Source organism: Emticicia sp. 17c (assembly GCF_037153985.1).
In the GTDB taxonomy this organism is placed as follows: domain Bacteria; phylum Bacteroidota; class Bacteroidia; order Cytophagales; family Spirosomataceae; genus Emticicia.
In genome coordinates, this window is record NZ_JBBAYI010000002.1 from 577,318 (window position 1) to 597,045 (window position 19,728).

The window sequence follows — 19,728 nt, forward strand, 5'->3', positions numbered from 1 at the left end:
CAAGTCTTAATTGAAGAGAAACCCATTCTCATAGAATTGTTATATCTTTTGAAAGATTTTAACTTTTTCAAGAATCCCCAAACTTTATTCGGTAAAATAATCAAAATGCCATACATTTTTACGTAGTTTGTTCTGTCATACCATTAATACTTGTAAAAAAATGCTGGGAAATTCTATTGATTCGATTTTTACACAGGAAATTCACAACAAATATCTTGTATTCAATACGCTTTTTTCAAGGCTTCCGTACGACAAAATGACCAAGATAGGCCAGTTAATGCCTTTTTTGCATGATTTGTCAGAAGCTGGTTTCAATCAGGAAAAAGAACCAAAGGAAATCATTGATACGTTTTTCAATCAGTACACTTCTATCAGGGAAGAAAAAGAAAAAATCGACCTGTTGTTCAGGTTTATTACTTATATTGAACGACAAGTGGTACTTTTTGATAGCGTGGAAGACTCGGCCTTCGACAAGTTATACCCGCTCAATGGTAAAGGAACCCTACAAGGCACGCTCGATTTAGCACTGCAACACGATAAGCTAGCCGAAGTACAGGAAAAACTCAAAAACTTTAAAGTTCGGATAGTCTTTACGGCTCATCCTACACAGTTTTATCCGAGTAGCGTATTGCGTATTATTCAGGATTTAGAGCAGCTAATTCCGAAAAATGATATTAATGGGATTGATTCGCTGTTACAACAGTTGGGTAAAACACCATTTATTAACGAGCAGAAACCAACTCCACTAGAGGAAGCCCAAAGTATTATTTTTTACCTGCGCCATGTATACTATCAGGTAATTGGCGAAGTACATGATAAACTTTATACTTACTTCCAGAACGGAAGCCGGAGCTTTAACCCCGTGCTTGAACTGGGTTTCTGGCCCGGTGGTGACCGTGACGGCAACCCTTTTGTAACGGCCGAAATTTCAAAGAAAGTTTCTATTGAACTCAGAACCAGTATTCTGAAATGCTATTATAACGATTTCAAGATTATTTGCCGCCGCCTGACTTTTAAAGGCGTAATGCCTTTGCTGACGGCCATCAGCAATCGCATATATACAAACATGAACGGGCTAAAACATGACCTGACGCTGGAAGAACTCCTGACCTCACTCGACGAGGTGCGCCAGATACTTATTACCCGCCATAATAGTATTTTTCTTGATTTGCTCGATAAGTTCATCCGTCAGGTAAAACTGTTTGGCCTACACTTTGCCAGCCTAGACATACGTCAGGACAGCAGCATTCATGAGAGTGTAATGGAGCAGATTAACCAGCGTTATAAAATCTCTGACAAAAAATATGCTGACTGGAGCTACGACGAAAAACTTCGTTTCCTGACCGAACAGGAACTCTTAGTTAATGAAGATGACTTTGAAGACCCCCTCACGCAGGATACTTTCAGAACTGTAAGAATCATTAAAGAGATTCAAACGATGAATGGCGAAAAAGCCTGCCATCGGTATATTATCAGTAACTCAACCTCGATTTTCTCGGTACTTGAAGTGCTGGCTCTGTTCCGGTTCTGCGGATACAAAGAAACAGATGTAAAGGTAGATGTAATGCCGCTATTTGAGACTATCGAAGGGCTAGATGGCTCGCAGGCTACCATGACAGCCCTGTATCAGCTAGAATTCTATAAAAACCATCTCGAACGCCGCAATAATCACCAGACCATCATGCTCGGTTTCTCTGACGGCACCAAAGATGGCGGATATGTAAAAGCCAACTGGGAAATTTATCAGGCTAAGGAGAAGCTCACAGAGGTGTCAAAACAAAATCAGGTAGAAGTTATTTTCTTCGATGGCCGTGGTGGCCCACCAGCACGTGGAGGTGGCAAAACGCACCAGTTTTATGCTTCGCAAGGCCCAACCATTGCTAATAACGAAATCCAGATAACTATTCAGGGGCAAACCATTACGTCGATGTACGGGTCACGCTCACAAGCCATGTACAACTTTGAGCAGTTGTTATCGGCGGGTATTATTAATGATGTTTTTCAGGACGATAAATCAGTTATTAACAGCAACGAACGTAACCTGATTGATGAACTAGCCGAAGAGGGTGTAAAAAAATATTTCGAGTTAAAAGAACACCCGCTATTTGTACCATACCTAGAAAACAAAAGTACCCTTAAATATTATGGGCTAACCAATATTGGCAGCCGCCCAAGCAAACGCAGTTCGGGCAAGAAACTGAGCCTTTCTGACCTCCGCGCTATTCCGTTTGTAGGTTCTTGGAGCCAGCTTAAACAAAATGTGCCGGGTTATTTCGGATTTGGGTCAGCCCTGCAAAAAGCCGTAAACGAAGGCCGACTTGAAGAGTTGAAATCGTTGTATGAAAACTCGCTGTATTTCAAAACATTAATGGAAAACAGCATGATGGCTCTTACAAAAACGTATTTCCCGCTGACCTACTATATGAGAAAAGACCCTGAGTATGGGCAGTTCTGGGAGATTCTCTACAAAGAATACCAACTCACCGTAGACAATATGCTGCTTATTTCAGGGCAAAAAAGCCTCATGGAAAATGAAAAACTCAGCAAACTTTCGATTGAATACCGCGAGCATATCGTATTGCCATTGCTGACTATTCAGCAATATGCCTTGCAGAAAATAGAAGAAACAACCGACGAGCAATTAAGACTGGTATACGAAAAAATGGTTACCCGCTCGTTGTTTGGCAACATTAACGCCAGCCGAAATTCAGCCTAAGGTGTTTATTAAGCTCCTGTTTCAGGCTAAAGTTATAAGCAACACCCATTTACAAATACTAAGAGCCGTATTGTGTACGGCTCTTAGTATTTGTAGACCTCTGCTTGTTTTTTCTCTCTGAAATATCTCTTTTTTGTGTTTTAGTCGTTACAATCTTCAATAGAAACTTTAAAGACTGACCCTACTTTTGATTCGAAGCCGGGCAGTAGCTCGACCTTTGCAGCAGCACTATAATTAATTTTTCCGCTAAGTTCGATTTTCTGTACACTCTGAATCGATTGTTTGCTCTGATACGGCGACTGGCTGTCGCTAACCGAGCCATTTAACGATAAACTGGTAGGAAAACAAGAAGAAACCTTGATTGACTGTGTAGCCGATGTAACCTTACAATGCAAGGTTTTACAATCGACGGTATAAGCCGTAGTAACCGCCGGACTTACCACTAATGGGTTGACAACACTGCCCGTAGACCACGCATAGCTGGCATTACAGTTACTACCTGTAAGCGTAACGCTATCGCCCGGGCGAATCTGTGCCGCCGAAGGCGTTATGGCAGGAGTAGTGGGTAACAAGAATACCGATAAATCAACAATCGGACTAAAGAAAGTCTTTTTACTACTATTGCGCACCGATGCCGCCAGCCGTGCCGGTGCTACTGTAATAGAACTGGTATGAGGCAGGGTGGTCCAGTTAAGTCTTTCATACCCCGCAGGTGGATAATACGTAAAATTACAACAACCGCTCGAGTTACCCCCTCTGGCTTCGGCATCGGTGTTATCCCGATTCGACCAGTAATATTCATTATAAGAACCACTTACCGAAAGCGTAATTGGTGTTGACGGGTTATTCGGCGCACACGCCAGTGTAAGCGGCAATAATGGTGCAGCCATCATAGGTGTAGACTGGCTAAAGAAATTATCAGTCAGGCTGGCATTCCACAGGTTAGCAAATTCGGCTTGTCCGGCGTATGTATCAAAATGAATGCCGTCGGTGCGGTTCTGCCCGCCATAGATATTATCTGTTTCAGGGCCTGCAAAAACATTCGGAACAGGCGGAACATTATACCCGTTATAATAGAAGCCATCGATAAGGGTATTCTGCCCGATAATTACATTCAGGTGTTCGCCCGGATTGCGAGAAGCACGCGCCACTACCCAAGCCAGCGAACTATGCTCGGCATTTTCTCTCGACTTCTCAATTACATTCTTGACATTATTATAATATGTTTCAAAGAACGTATCAGGGTCACTTTCGCCCTGATGCCATAATACCGCCCTAAGCCCTGTCAGGCTGGCATATACAGCCACCGAGTTCTCAAGGGCGCGGTAAGGTGCGCCATATTCTTGCCTTACAAAGAAAGGCCCATCGAAAGGTTGCCCTAAGGCCGATTTACCCCAGTTTTCGCTTGAAGTTCCGCCGTGTCCGGCTCCATAAAACAGAATTGGCACATTCAGGCGGGCAGCGAGCAAATCGCCAAGCCTACCCCATGCCCACGGCACATAATGAAAAGGGCCTATTCCGGTCGAATCTCCGGTAAGTTTCGAAAAACCAATGGGCAGTTTGTTATAGTCCGAATACGCGTTATTATAATCAATAGCATTTACACGGTCATCTTCGGCGGAAGTACTCACTCCTGCGCCTCCTTGTGCGTTCGACTGCCCCGCAATGGCAAAAACCTCTCCTACACCCACACGCTCAACAATTTTGCCATCGACCAGATTATTATTTTTATAGGCATTTACCTCTAGCTGATACCAGCCTTCCTGCACAGTAAGGCTTCCCGAAAAATACCCATTGGTAGGATTGGTCTGAATAACCACCCAGTTGGTAGAAGTACCCCAGTTGAGTTGTTTAGGCACAACTCTGGCCTCAATGCGGTCTACTTCTGACAGATACGTACCTGCAATAAGTATGGTTCCCTGATGCGAATTATTACGCTGAAACACCATCCGATTCATTGGGTGCGACAGCGCAATCTGTGCCATACCCTCATAACCAAACAAAGTAAGTAACACAAAACAACTAATCAAAATCCGATTAAAATTCATAATAGTAACGGGGCATTAACGCAATTCCTTAATTTTACTTACCTGACAGTTTTAACCTGCATAAAGTTGTAAGCCTATACAAATGTAGGCAAATTTCAGGCAGGAAATGAAATTTTCCCCATAGATACGCTAGGTACGCCTTTCCTTGAGCCGAAGTCAGTACGGCCTCCGGCCAATGCTTCGTTGGCAAGCGTGGCAAATAGTACTGCTTCTTTGGCATCGCCCGGAATGTTACAATCATCGGTTTTTCTGAAACGTAACCACGGCAGTAGTTCTTCGAGCCAGCCCATAAGTAAGGGGTTATGCACACCACCTCCGCTGCCAAATATGGTAAACGAACGCGGGTTGTCTTCGTAGTCAGGCAGGGAGTCGAGCAATTTCTGAATGGCTTCGGCTATGGTTTCAGCCGAAAAACGGCACAAAGTAGCCAGTACATCGGTATGGGGCAGGCTTTGTGTATGGGTTTTCTCCTGTGCCTGTGCCAAATATGCCAGATTAAACAATTCAGGCCCTGTGGTTTTTGGGAAAGGCTTGCTAAAGAAAATATCTTCTTTCAGAGCTGCCAGTAAAACCTCGTTTACAGTACCCTGCTGGGCCATGCGCGCATCGGCATCGTAAGGGAGATCGAAATGCTTTTTCATGTAGGCATCTATGAGGGTATTACCCGGGCCAGTATCGGTAGCAAATACTTCGTTGGCATCCAGATTAGCAGCCAGATAGGTAAAATTAGCAATGCCCCCCATATTTAGCAGCAGGCGATTTTCGCCCCTTTTTGAAAAAATAAGGTAGTCGCCGTATACAGCCAGCGGAGCGCCTTCGCCGCCTGCGGCACAATGTTTCTGACGGAAATCAGAAAGCGTGATAATGCCCGTTGTCATAGACAGGTGGTCTCCATCGCCAATCTGTAAGGTAGCATTCGGGAATTTCTCAAGCCCATGCAGAATTTTAGGTGCATGAAAAACCGTCTGCCCGTGGCTGGCTATTACATCTACTTCGGTTGCTGCAACTCCCCATTTTTTCAGGCAATCGTTTACAATTTGTCCGTGCAAATTACCAATCCACGGGTTAAGCAAACATAATTGCTGAAAATCGATCTGTTTTTTGGCAAAAACCTTTCTTATTTCGTCTTTAATATCTTCTGTAAAAGGTACTGTCTCAAAATATTCTACTTTCACGTTTGTGTCGCCTCCACTACCTACAAATCTGCATAAGGCTACATCAAGGCCATCCATTGACGTACCCGACATCAAACCTATAATTATTCGTTCTTCACGCTGTGCAATGGCATAAAGTTTTTCTATGTTCTGATTCATACAAGTGCCTGCCCGAACCGGACTTAAACAGGGTTATGGTTTATTTTTTACAACAAAAATAACTATTAAGTAGGCAGACCCTATTATTTTAAATATAGTTCTTTTGAAAATTGGGTCCAGTACTCAAAACCAGCTACTTTAAAAGGTATTGTATAACCACTTATGACAGGTTTTAATTTTATTATATTGCAGATTATAAAGGCGTTTTGCCCACAATAATCATTCAACCGATAGAAACCATTTTTCATAGAAAACCTTCCATATACAACCATGAAAAAAGTAATTATTTATTTTCATTTACTAATTATAACCTGTTCTTTTAGCTTTTCTCCTAAAAAAATAAAAGAAATAAAGATGTTTTATCACGACACCCAAACTGAAAGAGGGAAAGATACTTATAGAGAATTTACTCAAATTGGTGAAGAGCCGTGGTCAAAGCCCGAAAAATTTGATATAGTTTTGACACTTGATGGACTTGAACTATCAACAAATGAGAGAATAGAAATTTTAATTGAAGAAAAGCAAAGACCTACCTCTTTAAATCAATCGGTTGAAAGTTTAAGAGATGAACGCTGGATTCCAAATAAGATAATTTTTTCAGAAACAGGAAAAAGTATTAAACAAAAGCAGTATATAAAAAATGGGAAATTACTGATAAGAGACGTTTTTTATCTTTTGATAGGCTATAAAGATTCTATGCTTTACGAAAAAACAGGTTTCAGGCTTGTTGCTGTTTATTATAACGAAGCCACAAATGAATTCGAAAGGATAGAAAAAGAAATTCTATTACCAGAATGATAATTTTGCATAACTGTATCAGTAAAACAGGACACCAAAAATTCATCAATATTAAAAATATGAAGGGGTAAAGAGCAAGGCCCCTACCCCTCACAAATTAATACCCCAATAAAAAGGCTGTATTCTACAACCGTGGTAGCCACATACCCATAGTTGCGCCGATTATTCCGATACCCATAATAACTGTAAACAGCACAATAACTCCTGAAGCGAAAAAACTCAGGATACTTTGTTGTTTTCGTTGTGCGTAGAAATATAATTCCAGTACAAGTAATGAAAGCGGAACAACATAAGTAAAGACCGACAAGGCCGTAAGAAAAGGCCCCGTAAAAGTTTCGGGGTCGAAGCCCGCAGGGCCACCGTTAATTACTAGCCATGACATAAGCCCCACCCTGAAAAACCAAACTCCATTAACCACCATGAAGAGCCTTAATGCCCATGCCCGATGAAGCGCAAACTGACGCTTTTTCGCATATTGAAAAGTCAGGAAAGCAAATACCATAATGTAAACACCCTGAATACTGATTGAGACGTGTTGTAGCATATCTCCCACGCCGCCGCGTGTCCAAATCATTATTACTCCTGCCAGACTTACCAGAAAAGCTATAACAACATACAAACGTCCAAGCCAGCGATGAAAAACCGGAAAGCGTTGGCGTACCGCCGGAATAAGCTGTAATGGTCCACCAAAAACAATAATAATGGCTAGCAAAACGTGGGCTCCTACTACAAGGTTTCCTTTCCAGTCTCCGGCAACATAGCCGTGGGGCAATACTTTATTCCAGCGTTCAAAATTGCCTTCAACGGCTGTTTTGCCATAAAAAAGAAAGATATAAATACCAAATAGCCATTGCCCGATACTTGCCACCACAAGCCAGACTGCAGCCGAATAGGTAAGAAATTTGGCAGCAAGTGCGTGCCTTGCTGATTGAACAGGAAAGGTAGTTACATTGGTTTGCATACGAACAAAGCGTTAAGTTTTATGCAAACTTAAGACAAGCTCTTTTGCAGCTTTGTAGACAAATGTCTAATAGGTACAGGCGGTTTTATTTCATTTTAAATGGCCCGAAGAAAAAGGCTTTCGGAGGCGGCTCAGGTGCCTTTGTGTAATACCCAGATATGACGCAATATAACGCAACGGAACATGGCGCGCAAGGTTTGGTTTTAAGCGCAACAGTTTCTCGTAGCGTTCTTCTGCCGTCAGGTTTATCATATCATTAATGCGGGTTTTGTCTTCTTCGAGGTGTTTTTGAAGAATCTGAATGGTGTAGTCTTTGAGCGTACTACTGGTTTTTGCACTTTTTTCAACATCTTCCCGACTGATTCTGAGTAATTCGCAGTCGGTAATACAATGAATGTTTTCATTAGATTCCGTCTGGTTCATAAAATGATAGTAAGACGTAAAAAAACGGGGGCCATCATTAATATCGGTAGTAATTTCATTGTCATTTTTATCCAGATGAAAATTGCGCATATACCCCGACACAATGAAGTTGTGGTAATGTGGAATCTGGCCAGCGGCTTCAATGATGGTATCTTTTGGTGCAAAAACCGGTTTAAAAGTCTGTTGAATCGATTCTTTATCAGCTTCCGGCAAGGCAAGAATCTGTTCGATATAATCAAACAATGTAGTGTAGTAATGTTGCATATTAATGAAGCAGCAATAAGAAAGAAGTCTTTTTAATACGAAACGCTCTTGTGCATTAGCAATAATACAAATCTTTACTCAATGCCTGTCATATTCGTAATAAAAATTATTATTCTACTTCAAAAATTAAGCTATTCTGCGAAAACACTACCACCTTGCAGCTAATGGCTAGCCACCATTTGCACCGAAAAACTTTCCTGAATTTGTAAAGCTCTTTGGTCGGCAGGATTAATTTTCAGGGCATGGGCTATATACTTTTGCGCTTCTGCCTCATTACCGGTAGCCATGTACAGAACCCCCAAGTCGGTGTAAGCCTTCTGATGATTCGGGTAGAGAGCAATAACTCGTTTCAACTCAATTTCGGCGTTGGGTAAATCGTTTGTCAGAAAATATGTGAGCGAAAGATGGTAACGTGCCGACTCATTTTCGGGTTCAAGACCAAGTGCTTTTTTAAAGGCTTTCTGAGCGTATCCGATATTATTCTGCATTAACTCAACCAAGCCGATTTGCCCCCAGACAAAAGCATTTTCAGGCTCTATATTTATTACTTCTTCAAAATAGTCGATTGCCTCCTGAAACTGTTTCAATCCGGCCTTTACTATGCCTGCCTGAATGCGGCTTGTGATATTTTCAGGATTATGCTCAATTGCTTTTTGCCAGTATTTATCTGCCGCAGCCATGTCTCCGTCGTTCATCATGATTTTAGCCAGACTTTCCCAAGCCATGGCATTGGTTTGGTCTAGTTTTATGGCATTCACAATATAATCAAGCCCTTCCTGCTGTCTGTTTTTCTGAAACAGAACATTACCTAAATTCAGGTTCGCGCTCGAACTATTCGGGTTATGGCTGACCGATTTTTGCAATAATTCTTCGGCTTTATCTAATTGTCCAAGCTGCTGAAGCAATAAACCATAGTTATTAAGTGCCGAAGCGTTGGCAGGTTCGGCTGCGAGCGAAAGGCTAAAATACTGCTCAGCCTCCTCGAATTTTCCTTCTAAAACCAGCAAGGCTGCCTGATTATTGAGGTCGGCGGGTGAAAGACGAGAAACATCCATATTTTTAATGAAAATCTTTTTAATTCTTACATAAACTTACTTGCAATTCCTTTGGCAAACTCACCCAGATTGATATCTGGATAGGTAAACTCCACATCATTAAGCGATACATCGAAGGGTTGCCCTTCCTGATAATGTATCGGAAATTTAAGTCCTACGGTTAATGCCGAGCCATATTCAAACTGTGCGAGTGTCCATCGTTTTTCTTCTGAAAGTTCTGTTACCAGCAAATCGAGCGAGGCTTCTACATAAGCACTTACATCAAACTTGAATTTTGGTTGTACCGAAATATTAGCCTCAGCATTGAGTTGCAAGCCCGTTTGCGGGGTCCAGTTTACGTTTACAGCGGCACTTGCTTCGCCCTCTATGGCAAGGCTTCCTCCTAGTTCGAGCCCACCTGAAACCCTTGCAATAGCCACACTTGCCCCAATACCAGCGCGGGCATAAATGCGCAGGCCAGCATTGGCAGGTACTACAAAACGGGCATTACCTGTTACGGTTGTCTGGTCTTCATGGTCGGGGTTATATTTAACTTCCAGAAAAGTGTCGCGAAGCTGCCCGGGGCCAATGCCTGCAAAACCTTGCAGCCCCCCGCCAATAGTACCCACAAGCCCTATACTACGCGACCCAAGTGGTATGGCAAAAATGGGTATTTCGATAGTCGGGAACCGGAATAAATCTTTGCTTATTTCTTTGCGTGGAAATACATCAACCGCACTTGGCAGGGCTATTCGGCCTAATATTTCTATTTCGCCATTGGGTAAAAACTTAACTCCAGCGGTGGCCTGAAGCCATGGGGTTAGTTTCAGGGTTAGCTGCCCGCTTCCATAAAAAGTTAGTTGTTCGGTTTGGGTTCCGGTAGGTTTTCCGTCTGCGCCAACTGCCTGATTTGTAAATCCAAGTGATAACGTACCCGACAACATTCCGCGGGTGTAGCCTGCTTGTGCCGAAATATTAATGATACCATTCTGATAACTTACTGTCAACTGGCTACTAATGCCGGGTATTCGGGGGCGTGCCGTGCCAGACATATTAACGGTGTATTCCTCGCCTCTTTTAATGATTTCAGCCTCCAGCCTGCCACTTTCAATGAGGCGGTGCTGCAAGTCGGCAGTGCCGGCAATGCGAAACTGCTCGCCACTAAAATTAACTTCCAGATGCGCACTCTTTACACCCGGCACATCCAGTTCTGCATCGCCAGTTGCGGTCAGGCTGCCATCTGTATAAGTCACATTGATTGTAGCACTTTTTACGCCGTTAATTTTTCCTTTCGGAATATTTATTACGCCACTTACCGTCAGCGAATCATCCCCCTCCTCGGGGTGAACATACCTTACTCTTACGCTTGCATTATTAAAAACCTGTTTGTCAAATTCAAAATTCCCTTCCAGTTCAAAACCACTACCTACGCCAGCCCTTGCACTTATACTGCCCTCACCTACTTTATTAATGGCGAAATCTATTTTTCCTCTTGCGCCTACACCTCTTGTACCTGCAAACAGCGAAAGGCTACAATCATGAATCTTGAATGGTGGCGGAACGGCAATTTCGCCCGATGAGAATGTCTTGCTGATTTCTACGTTTTTGCCTTCTATGCTTAAATCGACTTCTACATTTTTAAACAGCTTAACCGATGGCCTGATTTTACCTCTTGCTACAATTCCTACGCCGGGTACTAAATCGGCTGAATTAATAACAATAGGACTTAAACCCTTAAATTTGAGCCTGCTTAGGATAGTCTCTAAACCGCCACCTGCACCACCCCGCTTGATATACCCCCCATGATTAACGTTTGTCATACGATGGACGGGGATATTCAGCGGTTCCTGATCAAAATGGGTAATATCAACAGTACCTACGATTGTGCCTGTCTGAGTTCCGGCATCCGCCATATTTAGTGCTGCCCCTGATAACCCTTTGCCATTTAATGCAGTAATATCATTCTTTTTCATCATTCTACCTCCGGCAGGGCTGGTAAAAACCACGGGTTCTGCTTCTGTACCTTTTGCTTCTGCAATTTCGGCGGCCGTCATAGGAACAAAATCTTTCAGGAGAGCATCACCGGCAGTACCTTTTATTTCATCTAACGACCATCTTTCATTAGCACTCACAGCTTCGCCATCGTTAAAATGCTTATCATCAAATTCGATTGCGTATCTCTCTAAAGCCGCATCAGTAGCTAGTTTTTGGTTGGTATCTTGTGGGTCTTTTATATCTTCCTGATCAATAGTATCGGCTACAGTACCACGAATCTGGTGCATAATAGATGAGCCAGAACTACGATTGGCCGAAAAATTAAGTAGTTCAAGATTATCAACTGTGTTGGTTCCGCCTTCAAATTGTAGCTCTTTTATGTGGTCAACATCAAAAGCAGTAGCTTGCCCTGCCTTATTCCAAGTAGGAATGAGGGCAGCATTACGAATAACCGATTCTCGACCGATGAGTTTTACCTGTGGATTACGCCTGTTTTTGAAATAATAAACCTGTTTTGAGGCGGGGGTTGTGGCTACTGGTTGTGCTGCTTCTGCCCCTCCGTCTGCTTCTCCTTCGGTCCCTTCAGTGCCTTCAATGGGTTGGCCTGCTCCGGGTTGTTGCGCTATTAGATTTTGAATTTGTGTACTTACTCCTTCTCTTACATTTTGTTTCCAGAGAGTGGTTTGACTTGCTGAACCACTTGAGGTTGACTCGCTCACTTCATCACGGCTATAATTTTTTCTCCGTTTTACTATGCCTGCATATTTTCCACCGCTATGGATACCTTTTGATCTAGGTAATTGCACCGGGCGAACGCTCATATTGTCACCTGAAATTCTGTCTGCTCCGGTTTTGCCACCACCAGCCGGAGTAGTTGTGGGGTTGCGTTGCACCATTCTATGAATATGCCTTTGCTGCTGCACTACGTGCGTGAGTTCGTGTGCTAGTAATTCCTTGCCTGTGGTTTGCTGAGGGTCATATTTACCCGAATTAAAGTAAATATCATGACCATGTGTAAAAGCCTGCGCATTAAGGGCCTGACAAAGCTCAATGGCTTCATTGTCAGTATGGATTCTGACATCCGAGAAATCATGCTCGAAACTACTTTCCATTGCCTCTTTAGTGCCTGTTTCGAGCGGCCTCCCATTACCTTTTGTAGCATTGAGCCTTTGCTCGATAGCATCCATGTCGTTAGAGCCATCTCCCGCTTTTTTATCTTTTACGTTTGGCTTTGCCTGTATAGACCTCGCTATGGCTGGTTTTTCTTCTTCTTTCTTGGCTAGTTTATCGTCTTTCTTGTCGTCGGCTTTTTTCTTGATGTCGTCTTTTTTGTCTTCTTTCTTAGCTAGCTTATCGTCTTTTTTGTCGTCGGCCTTTTTCTTGATGTCGTCTTTTTTCTCTTCTTTCTTAGCTAGCTTATCGTCTTTCTTCTCGTCGGCTTTCTTCTTGATGTCATCTTTTTTCTCTTCCTTCTTGGCTAGTTTATCGTCTTTTTTGTCGTCGGCCTTTTTCTTGATGTCGTCTTTTTTCTCTTCTTTCTTGGCTAGTTTATCGTCTTTCTTGTCGTCGGCTTTTTTCTTGATGTCGTCTTTTTTCTCTTCTTTCTTGGCTAGCTTATCGTCTTTCTTGTCGTCGGCTTTCTTCTTGATATCGTCTTTTTTCTCTTCTTTCTTGGCTAGCTTATCGTCTTTCTTCTCGTCGGCTTTAGGTTGTACTTTATCTTTCATGGCATCGTTTTCGACCACTTTACGCGCGACGGCATCGGCTTCTTTTTCGGCAGGGTCGCCGGGGCTACCTACTGACAATTTGGTCTGGATAGGCATCGTAGCGTCTTTACCATTGGTAAACGACTGCAAGTTGGAAGCCGAGCTGCTTGATTTTGATGTTAGAAAACCCATAACGTTTGAATTTATGACTTTATAAACCAGCGGATATACCTGATTAAATGCTGAAAAACCATTTCTTTATTAAGGCTTTTTCTTTATTAAGGCTTTAATACCTGCGCAGGCTTTTCAGGTCAAATTATTTTCCCCTCTTTTGTATATTCTTTTCTGATACCTTCAAAAAGGTACTCGATTTTAATAATTTTCGATTGATGGCTGATTGCCATTAATGCCGCATAACGAACCACATTCTGGATATTAGCTCCTGAAAGCGTATAATTTCGGGCTAGTTCTTCGATAATGATATTTTCATCCAGAATACCTTTGCCTGCAAGATTGTTTTTCCAGAGGTGTATCCGTTCGACATAATTAGGCATAGGAAAATGTACTGCACTCTGAAAACGCCTTGCAAAAGCATCATCAATATTGCTTTTAAGATTGGTTGCCAATATGGCAAGCCCGTTGTATTCTTCCATCCGCATGAGTAGGTAAGAAACCTCCTGATTGGCAAACCTGTCTCTTGAATCATTGATTTGAGTACGTTTGCCAAACAACGAATCTGCTTCGTCAAAAAACAATATCCAGTTTTTATTCTGTGCCATATCAAAAATAGCAGAGAAGTTTTTCTCGGTTTCACCTATGTATTTTGAAATTACCATTGGTAGTTCAATGCGGTAGACGGGCAGTTTATATTTTTTTCCTAAAGCGGCAGCCGTAAGCGACTTGCCAGTACCCGGGGGGCCATAAAAAAGGCATTTAAATCCTGTATTTGTATGTTTATTAAAGCCCCAGTCGTTGAGCAATACGGTGTGGTGGTCGAGCCATAGCTGAATATCTTTTATTTCTTTTTCGGTTTCGGGTGCCAGCACTACCTCTTCAAACTGATAACTGGTAGTGATTTGTCTGGCCGGAAAACTTGTATTGAAAACTGGCTCGTATGGTTGGCCCACTGTTAGCAACGAAAGAAGTTCTTTTGAGACCTCAATGGGGCTGCTCAAATCGGGTTCACCAGCCAGAGGCGAAGCCAGTTTGATGATATTGGCTTTTATGAGCCGACTCTGTGCCGAAAACAACGCACTATATTTAAACCGCTGGGCGAGGTTGTTTCCTGCCAGTAAAAAAACTGCTGTTTCGCCTGTTGGGATAAACCCGCCGTGGTGCGTGCCATTTAGCCCGCCAAGTTCTACGAATTTTCTGCGGTCGAGGTTATATTTTATAAAAAGTTTATCGATGAGCTGTGGCTGAATATGCGGAATTAACGCCAATATAAGCAATAGGCGTTCGGCGGGTTCGAGTTTGTATTGATTGACAAATTCCTGATAAACAGATGGGTGATGATTAAGCGTTACACACGGAATAGCAGTAAAATCGCCCTGTGCTTCTGAATTAACAAGCGCATTGAGGCGATTCTCGAATACTTGTGTAAACCATTGGAGTTCTTCGCCCAGATGGTTTGCATTGTGTTGTATTCTGTTATCGATTACACTCTTTTCCATTCGATTATTAGTTTTTGGGGCATCCAGCCAAATTCGACAAATTTCAGGTGCCACGGTAAACTGTTCAGCAGGGTATCGACACCCCCTTTAGGTTCAACTTGTAAAAACCACCCATCGTTGGTTCTGTCAAGTTTGCCTTTACGCTGCAAAAACACCTGCCTTAACCAAGACACTGACGAGTTTTTCAGGATTTTCCATTGTTCAATTACGGCTTTCTGCAAAAATTCTTCAATAATGAATATGTCATTATCAGTTAATTGCTGAGTCAATTCAATGCTTTCTTCTACTTCCATTCCTACAAGAATTTTGTTAAGTGCCAAGCCATGTTCTCTGACTTCGTGCTTGCCAAAAACAATAAAGTCTAATACCAATAACGCCTTCGTTTGGGCCTCGGGGCTTATAAATTTTTTATTCTTGACTATACCCAGATTCTCAAAAAGCAGGCGAAGGTGATACCATACAATAACCAGTCCGGCGTTTTCGATAAAATAAGCAGGTGGGAGGTCGTCGGGGTCAAGTTCCAGCCCTTCGCCAATGCCGCTAACAGGTAGCGAAGTATCTTTATGTTTTTGCTGTTTAGTATTTTTTTCTTCAAACGCTAATGCCGACGTTGCGTTTTCGTTAAAAATCAGAGGCAGTTGCACTGCTAATGCTTGTATTTCAGCCAAAAGGAATGTTTCGTTAGAATACTTCTGCTGTAACTTTCTTAAATTTAGCCGAATTGCATCACGTTTTGCGGCATTGATGGTTTTTATGTCCTTAAGCCGCTGAATCAACTGTTGAACTAAGACTGCTGAAAACTTATGCCCATTATTACTAGCTGATACGATATTCTGGAGTAATATTTCATTTTTTTTCTGCACATAATCTAATGAACTAACTGCAAAATGCCGGATACACGCTTCGATGAGTTCGGCAAACAGGGCTAGTTCGGGCGTTGGGTAAAATAATTCATAAATCTGTTTGAAAACATTCTCTGATACCGAACGAATCAGCCGTTCCTGTACCACCCTGTAAGGTAATATTCCTAAGAGTTTTTGTTTGAGAACTGCCCTTTGTCTGCTTATCAGACTGGTAATAATTGTTTCGAGGTCAAATGAATGATTTTCTTTAAAAGCCCAGTGCAAAGTGCCTGTTTTTAGAAAATTTATGAGAGCATCGAGTTCAAGTTCTTGAGGCTTAGCCAACTCATAAAAGTGGTAGTAAGCAGGTTTTTTAGCTATTAGATGGCTAATCCTCTCTGACAGAACTTCCCTTAACTTTGCCTCTAAATCGTTATATGTTATTGTGCCTAAGTCGAGGGTCAGGTTATCAATCAGAAGCCTGTCTGGTATGAAATTAAAAGGAGCCAGACCAGTATTGAAAATACCTGCAACGTCTATTGACTTTACGGCATCGGCAAAGTCATCAACGTCATCACGTCTGGGTAAGGTCACATCAAAAACAATGCTTTGAATATTATGTGTCTGCTCCTTTAGCATATTACTTGATTCTCAGGTTTTTAGCCCCTATTATATTTATCAGATTTTTATTACTGATATTATCCAGCAATCCGGTTTTGGCAAGATTCTTATTCAAGGTCAGTTTTGATTCGGTTCCTACCTGCACTTTCAGCTCGTCGAAACCGTCTTTCTGAACTAAAAGTAGCTCTCCAGCTTTATCCGATGGAATTTCGTACTCGCCTTTGTCGTTTGTAAATACCTCTATATTTTTCACGGTGTTAAATACCCTTGCCTTAGCAATTGGTACTCCTGCGTTATCTACCAGAACACCCTTAAAGAAGCCCGAAGAAGGAGGTCCGGCTGTAACAGGCGTTACATTGAGAGTGCCAGTAGCGGCAATTGTTTGCCCATTATAGGTTACTTCAAACGCAAAATCTTCGACACTTGGCTTCTGGTTCAGTTTGAGAACCTGAAATTGCGGATAGTTCTGTGCATCGCGGCTTATCATGAGCGCGTGGCCAGCAGAGGTTTCTAAAACCGAAACATTGGCTACGCCACCTATGGTTTGCTTACTAATTTTGCCACCGCTCTTAAATTCCATGACAGGCGGAGCAGTAAATTGTGCTTTGGTAAGTGGTGTTACTGGTGTAAAGGCTGTTTGACCGATGGTAGCCGTTATGACAAGATTCTTGACATCAAATGCGGCTCGGCCCCCTACTATGCCCAAAAACAGTATCCCCTCGGCTACTTGACCAGTCTGGGTTTCAATAATGTATTTTATCTGATACCATCCGTTGGGGTCTTTGTCAAAATCTGGTACATAAGCAATCTCAAATTCTGTGTCCGTTTTTTTCACTAACAGTTTGTTCGTGACAGAGGCTAGTTTAGGGTCACTTTTATCAAACCTAAAATCTTTGATTTTATCATCGCCCATTAATAAGTCTTCTTCAAAAAAACTGATAGAATGATACGTTTTCCCGCTTTTCCGAATCTCAGGTATATTTACAAATAATATCATTGGCGTAGCAACCGGATTTGCGAACGACATTTTTTTGTTTGCGCAGGTTTCTTCTATACACCCACACTCACAGGGTACATGATAAGGCAGATTAAAATCCGCAACAATGTTGGTTCCGTCATGCACTACCACAAAGGTCTGGCCACGCCTAACGCCTGCCAAGTGTTCCAGACCGCTAAATTTAGTAGCCAATTGTTCTAGCGAATCTACCGAATTACCCTGCATTAATGCCTTTCGGTGTTGAAGAGCTATGTAAATTTTGTATAAAGGGGCAAACAAAAACAGGTTTGCGGCAGTAATGGCCATATTAACGGCTTCTTTGCTCTCGGCCTTGTCTTGTGTAGTTATTTCATCTTGTTTGTAGGCGTAATCAATAATCAGGAACCAAATTTGCTCGTATATTTTTTTAACATCAATATAATTAAAATTGCTTACGCAAGGTTCTTTTAATAATTCAATGATTTTGTTGAGGAGCTTTGTTAATTCATCCAGAAGTTTTTTCAAAAGTCCGAAAGACTTCAATTTCTGTTCTCTTAGCTTATCGTCAGGAGCAAGGTTATCAATATTTTCTTCGTTTTCCTGCTTTAATTCACCCAGTTTCTTGATAAATCTTTTCAGAATAGCCAAAAGCCTTCTGCGCTGAAAATCATATTCTTCCTGCAAATCGGGCATAGCACAGTCAGAAGAGTTACTGCCAGCATTAAGTGCAACTGTTTTAAGCTCGAAAGGTAAATTATTATTCTTACGGATGCTATCAATCAGGGCGTTTGTTGCGGCAAAAGGCTTACCAATATGGCCCTCAATACGGAAGAAATCGTTACGTACCCAGTCGAACCTGAAAGGCTCTGTATCATTAGCAAACATATCATAGAACAAACTTCTGGAAGACTTGTTGCGTCGGGTATTTTCAAAATTCCAGTAGAGTTTAAGGCCCGACATGGTCGGATTTGAATAATAAGCCGGAATTACTCTGTCTGAAAGGTGCTTGTCATAATCAAAACTTGGCAGAATACGTGGGCTAACCTTATTTTTGATGGCGTTCAGGTCAAAGCTATTGAGCAGAATATTTAATCTTTCTATTTTAAAATAGATTTCCTCCCGCAAGTCTCTTTGTAGCATATCGGTAAAAGCAGGCGAAAATCCATGACGATATTTTGAGGTTGGGTTAGTAATTTTTGTGGCATCGAACTGTTTTATTGCAGCCGGGCTTTCAACCAGCCCAAGCATCAGGTGTGTCGGGAACATCCACTCATCAGGGCAGCAGATTGCCAGTAGGTCACAGATTTTTTCGTATAAATCATTATGCGCTTCAACCACATCTCTTACAAAATCATACGCATACTGTATTTGTGCGCGATTGGCTCCGGCGGCAATGGCATTCAGGATATTATTAGCAAATATATTACCCGTAGCATCTGAGAAATAAGAAGAAACAGGCAAGCGCAGTTGGTTATCAAATAACCATGAAAACTCGTTTCTCAGTTTATAAATGGCTTGTCCTATCTGGGTTAAAGAGGTATCAGTTGCGCTTTTGCCTTTAATGGCATCTTCAAACAAAAGTTGTAAATCAGCTACTGTTTTTACATTTTTAAGCTGAACCCGACCAGCTTCATTAAAAGATAACTGATTAGCTCTAATATAATTAAGGTTGTATTTATCATTCTGAAATTCGGCGTAGCGTAACCTATCGGCCGACTTCTGCGTTGCACCATCGGCCAGATACGCATCCATAACAGCTTTCGGAACCAGCAATGGCTTTAATGCCAACTCATGCACCATGCCTTTTTCGTCGCAATTTTCGTTTAAACACCCCCCTGTTTTAGCCAGAAAATCATCAAAATAGAGTATTACCACGTTATCAGCCAAATCGGCTGCGGTTAAGGCTGCTCCACCTTTGGTGCCTTGGTTAGCCGTAAACTCAGACGTGGTTACAAGCTCCCGTATCTGGGCTTTCTGAGCATCATTACCCAGATTAGCCAAGCCTTTAAACTCGTTGTCGTCTTCGCCTATAATAAACTTATTATCGTTGGTTTTAAACTGGCGCGCGTGCGTATAAGGCACAATAACTGCGGAGTTATTAATATCCCGTGGCTGAATGTGTAAGCCCAATGCCCCCATGGAGCTAATGCCACAACCATCATGAATGATTAGCCCCAGAGGTGAGTTCACCTTTTCGAGTGTCATTCCGCAAACAATGCCTATCCCGATGAGTTTGTTTCGGGTGTGTAGCTCTTGTTGCAACAAATATCCAACAGCACTATTGAGGGCATCTGCTGTCAGCACCTGATTGGGCTGAAACGCCGGGTATTTACTTATCGCCTTCTGGGGTTTCATTGC

The 19,728-nt window shown here is 42.2% G+C and carries 11 protein-coding genes; 2 read left to right on the top strand and 9 right to left on the bottom strand.

The window, feature by feature from the left end; genetic code table 11:
- The first annotated feature begins 160 nt into the window (after positions 1 to 160).
- Entirely contained in the window at positions 161 to 2,716 is a 2,556-nt protein-coding gene (locus tag WAA15_RS06895; protein ID WP_337041975.1) for a phosphoenolpyruvate carboxylase, read from the top strand.
- Between the two features lie 140 nt (positions 2,717 to 2,856).
- Here WAA15_RS06895 and WAA15_RS06900 read toward each other — a convergent pair whose 3' ends face one another.
- Complete coding sequence (locus WAA15_RS06900; RefSeq protein WP_337041976.1) at positions 2,857 to 4,764, bottom strand: 3-coathanger stack domain-containing protein; 1,908 nt, start codon at positions 4,762 to 4,764, stop codon at positions 2,857 to 2,859.
- A 95-nt stretch (positions 4,765 to 4,859) separates the two neighbouring features.
- A complete protein-coding gene (locus WAA15_RS06905) occupies positions 4,860 to 6,077 on the bottom strand; it encodes an anhydro-N-acetylmuramic acid kinase (RefSeq protein WP_337041977.1) in 1,218 nt (405 codons plus the stop codon).
- A gap of 270 nt (positions 6,078 to 6,347) precedes the next feature.
- Here WAA15_RS06905 and WAA15_RS06910 point away from each other — a divergent pair, with 270 nt between their 5' ends.
- Entirely contained in the window at positions 6,348 to 6,875 is a 528-nt protein-coding gene (locus tag WAA15_RS06910; protein WP_337041978.1) for a hypothetical protein, read from the top strand.
- A 124-nt stretch (positions 6,876 to 6,999) separates the two neighbouring features.
- Here WAA15_RS06910 and WAA15_RS06915 read toward each other — a convergent pair whose 3' ends face one another.
- The 7 genes from WAA15_RS06915 to WAA15_RS06945 form a co-directional block, all read right to left on the bottom strand.
- Positions 7,000 to 7,836 (bottom strand): DUF2306 domain-containing protein, encoded by an 837-nt coding sequence (locus tag WAA15_RS06915; protein WP_337041979.1) that lies wholly within the window; start codon positions 7,834 to 7,836, stop codon positions 7,000 to 7,002.
- A 90-nt stretch (positions 7,837 to 7,926) separates the two neighbouring features.
- The gene (locus WAA15_RS06920) at positions 7,927 to 8,523 is read right to left on the bottom strand and encodes a Crp/Fnr family transcriptional regulator (RefSeq protein WP_337041980.1); all 597 of its coding nucleotides are present in this window, start codon (positions 8,521 to 8,523) and stop codon (positions 7,927 to 7,929) included.
- A gap of 161 nt (positions 8,524 to 8,684) precedes the next feature.
- On the bottom strand, positions 8,685 to 9,578 hold the full coding sequence (locus tag WAA15_RS06925; protein ID WP_337041981.1) for a tetratricopeptide repeat protein: 894 nt from the start codon (positions 9,576 to 9,578) through the stop codon (positions 8,685 to 8,687).
- 26 nt (positions 9,579 to 9,604) lie between these two features.
- Positions 9,605 to 13,450 carry an eCIS core domain-containing protein gene (locus WAA15_RS06930; protein WP_337041982.1) on the bottom strand — a complete coding sequence of 1,282 codons (3,846 nt, stop codon included), beginning with the start codon at positions 13,448 to 13,450 and terminating at the stop codon, positions 9,605 to 9,607.
- 119 nt (positions 13,451 to 13,569) lie between these two features.
- On the bottom strand, positions 13,570 to 14,931 hold the full coding sequence (locus WAA15_RS06935) for an ATP-binding protein (RefSeq protein WP_337041983.1): 1,362 nt from the start codon (positions 14,929 to 14,931) through the stop codon (positions 13,570 to 13,572).
- Positions 14,916 to 16,412: a contractile injection system tape measure protein gene (locus WAA15_RS06940; RefSeq protein ID WP_337041984.1), complete on the bottom strand. Its 1,497-nt coding sequence runs from the start codon at positions 16,410 to 16,412 to the stop codon at positions 14,916 to 14,918. Before WAA15_RS06940 ends, WAA15_RS06935 begins: the two co-directional genes overlap by 16 nt.
- 1 nt (position 16,413) lies before the next feature.
- Positions 16,414 to 19,725, bottom strand: a complete 3,312-nt coding sequence (locus WAA15_RS06945) for a carboxypeptidase-like regulatory domain-containing protein (RefSeq protein WP_337041985.1) — start codon at positions 19,723 to 19,725, stop codon at positions 16,414 to 16,416.
- Positions 19,726 to 19,728: the final 3 nt, after the last annotated feature.

Bases quoted from the DNA above. Each gene is read 5' to 3' on its own strand.
- WAA15_RS06930 (WP_337041982.1), bottom strand. From the start codon at position 13,450: ATGGGTTTTCTAACATCAAAATCAAGCAGCTCGGCTTCCAACTTGCAG.
- WAA15_RS06945 (WP_337041985.1), bottom strand. From the start codon at position 19,725: ATGAAACCCCAGAAGGCGATAAGTAAATACCCGGCGTTTCAGCCCAAT.
- WAA15_RS06925 (WP_337041981.1), bottom strand. From the start codon at position 9,578: ATGGATGTTTCTCGTCTTTCACCCGCCGACCTCAATAATCAGGCAGCC.
- WAA15_RS06935 (WP_337041983.1), bottom strand. From the start codon at position 14,931: ATGGAAAAGAGTGTAATCGATAACAGAATACAACACAATGCAAACCAT.
- WAA15_RS06895 (WP_337041975.1), top strand. From the start codon at position 161: ATGCTGGGAAATTCTATTGATTCGATTTTTACACAGGAAATTCACAAC.
- WAA15_RS06920 (WP_337041980.1), bottom strand. From the start codon at position 8,523: ATGCAACATTACTACACTACATTGTTTGATTATATCGAACAGATTCTT.
- WAA15_RS06915 (WP_337041979.1), bottom strand. From the start codon at position 7,836: ATGCAAACCAATGTAACTACCTTTCCTGTTCAATCAGCAAGGCACGCA.
- WAA15_RS06910 (WP_337041978.1), top strand. From the start codon at position 6,348: ATGAAAAAAGTAATTATTTATTTTCATTTACTAATTATAACCTGTTCT.
- WAA15_RS06905 (WP_337041977.1), bottom strand. From the start codon at position 6,077: ATGAATCAGAACATAGAAAAACTTTATGCCATTGCACAGCGTGAAGAA.
- WAA15_RS06900 (WP_337041976.1), bottom strand. From the start codon at position 4,764: ATGAATTTTAATCGGATTTTGATTAGTTGTTTTGTGTTACTTACTTTG.
- WAA15_RS06940 (WP_337041984.1), bottom strand. From the start codon at position 16,412: ATGCTAAAGGAGCAGACACATAATATTCAAAGCATTGTTTTTGATGTG.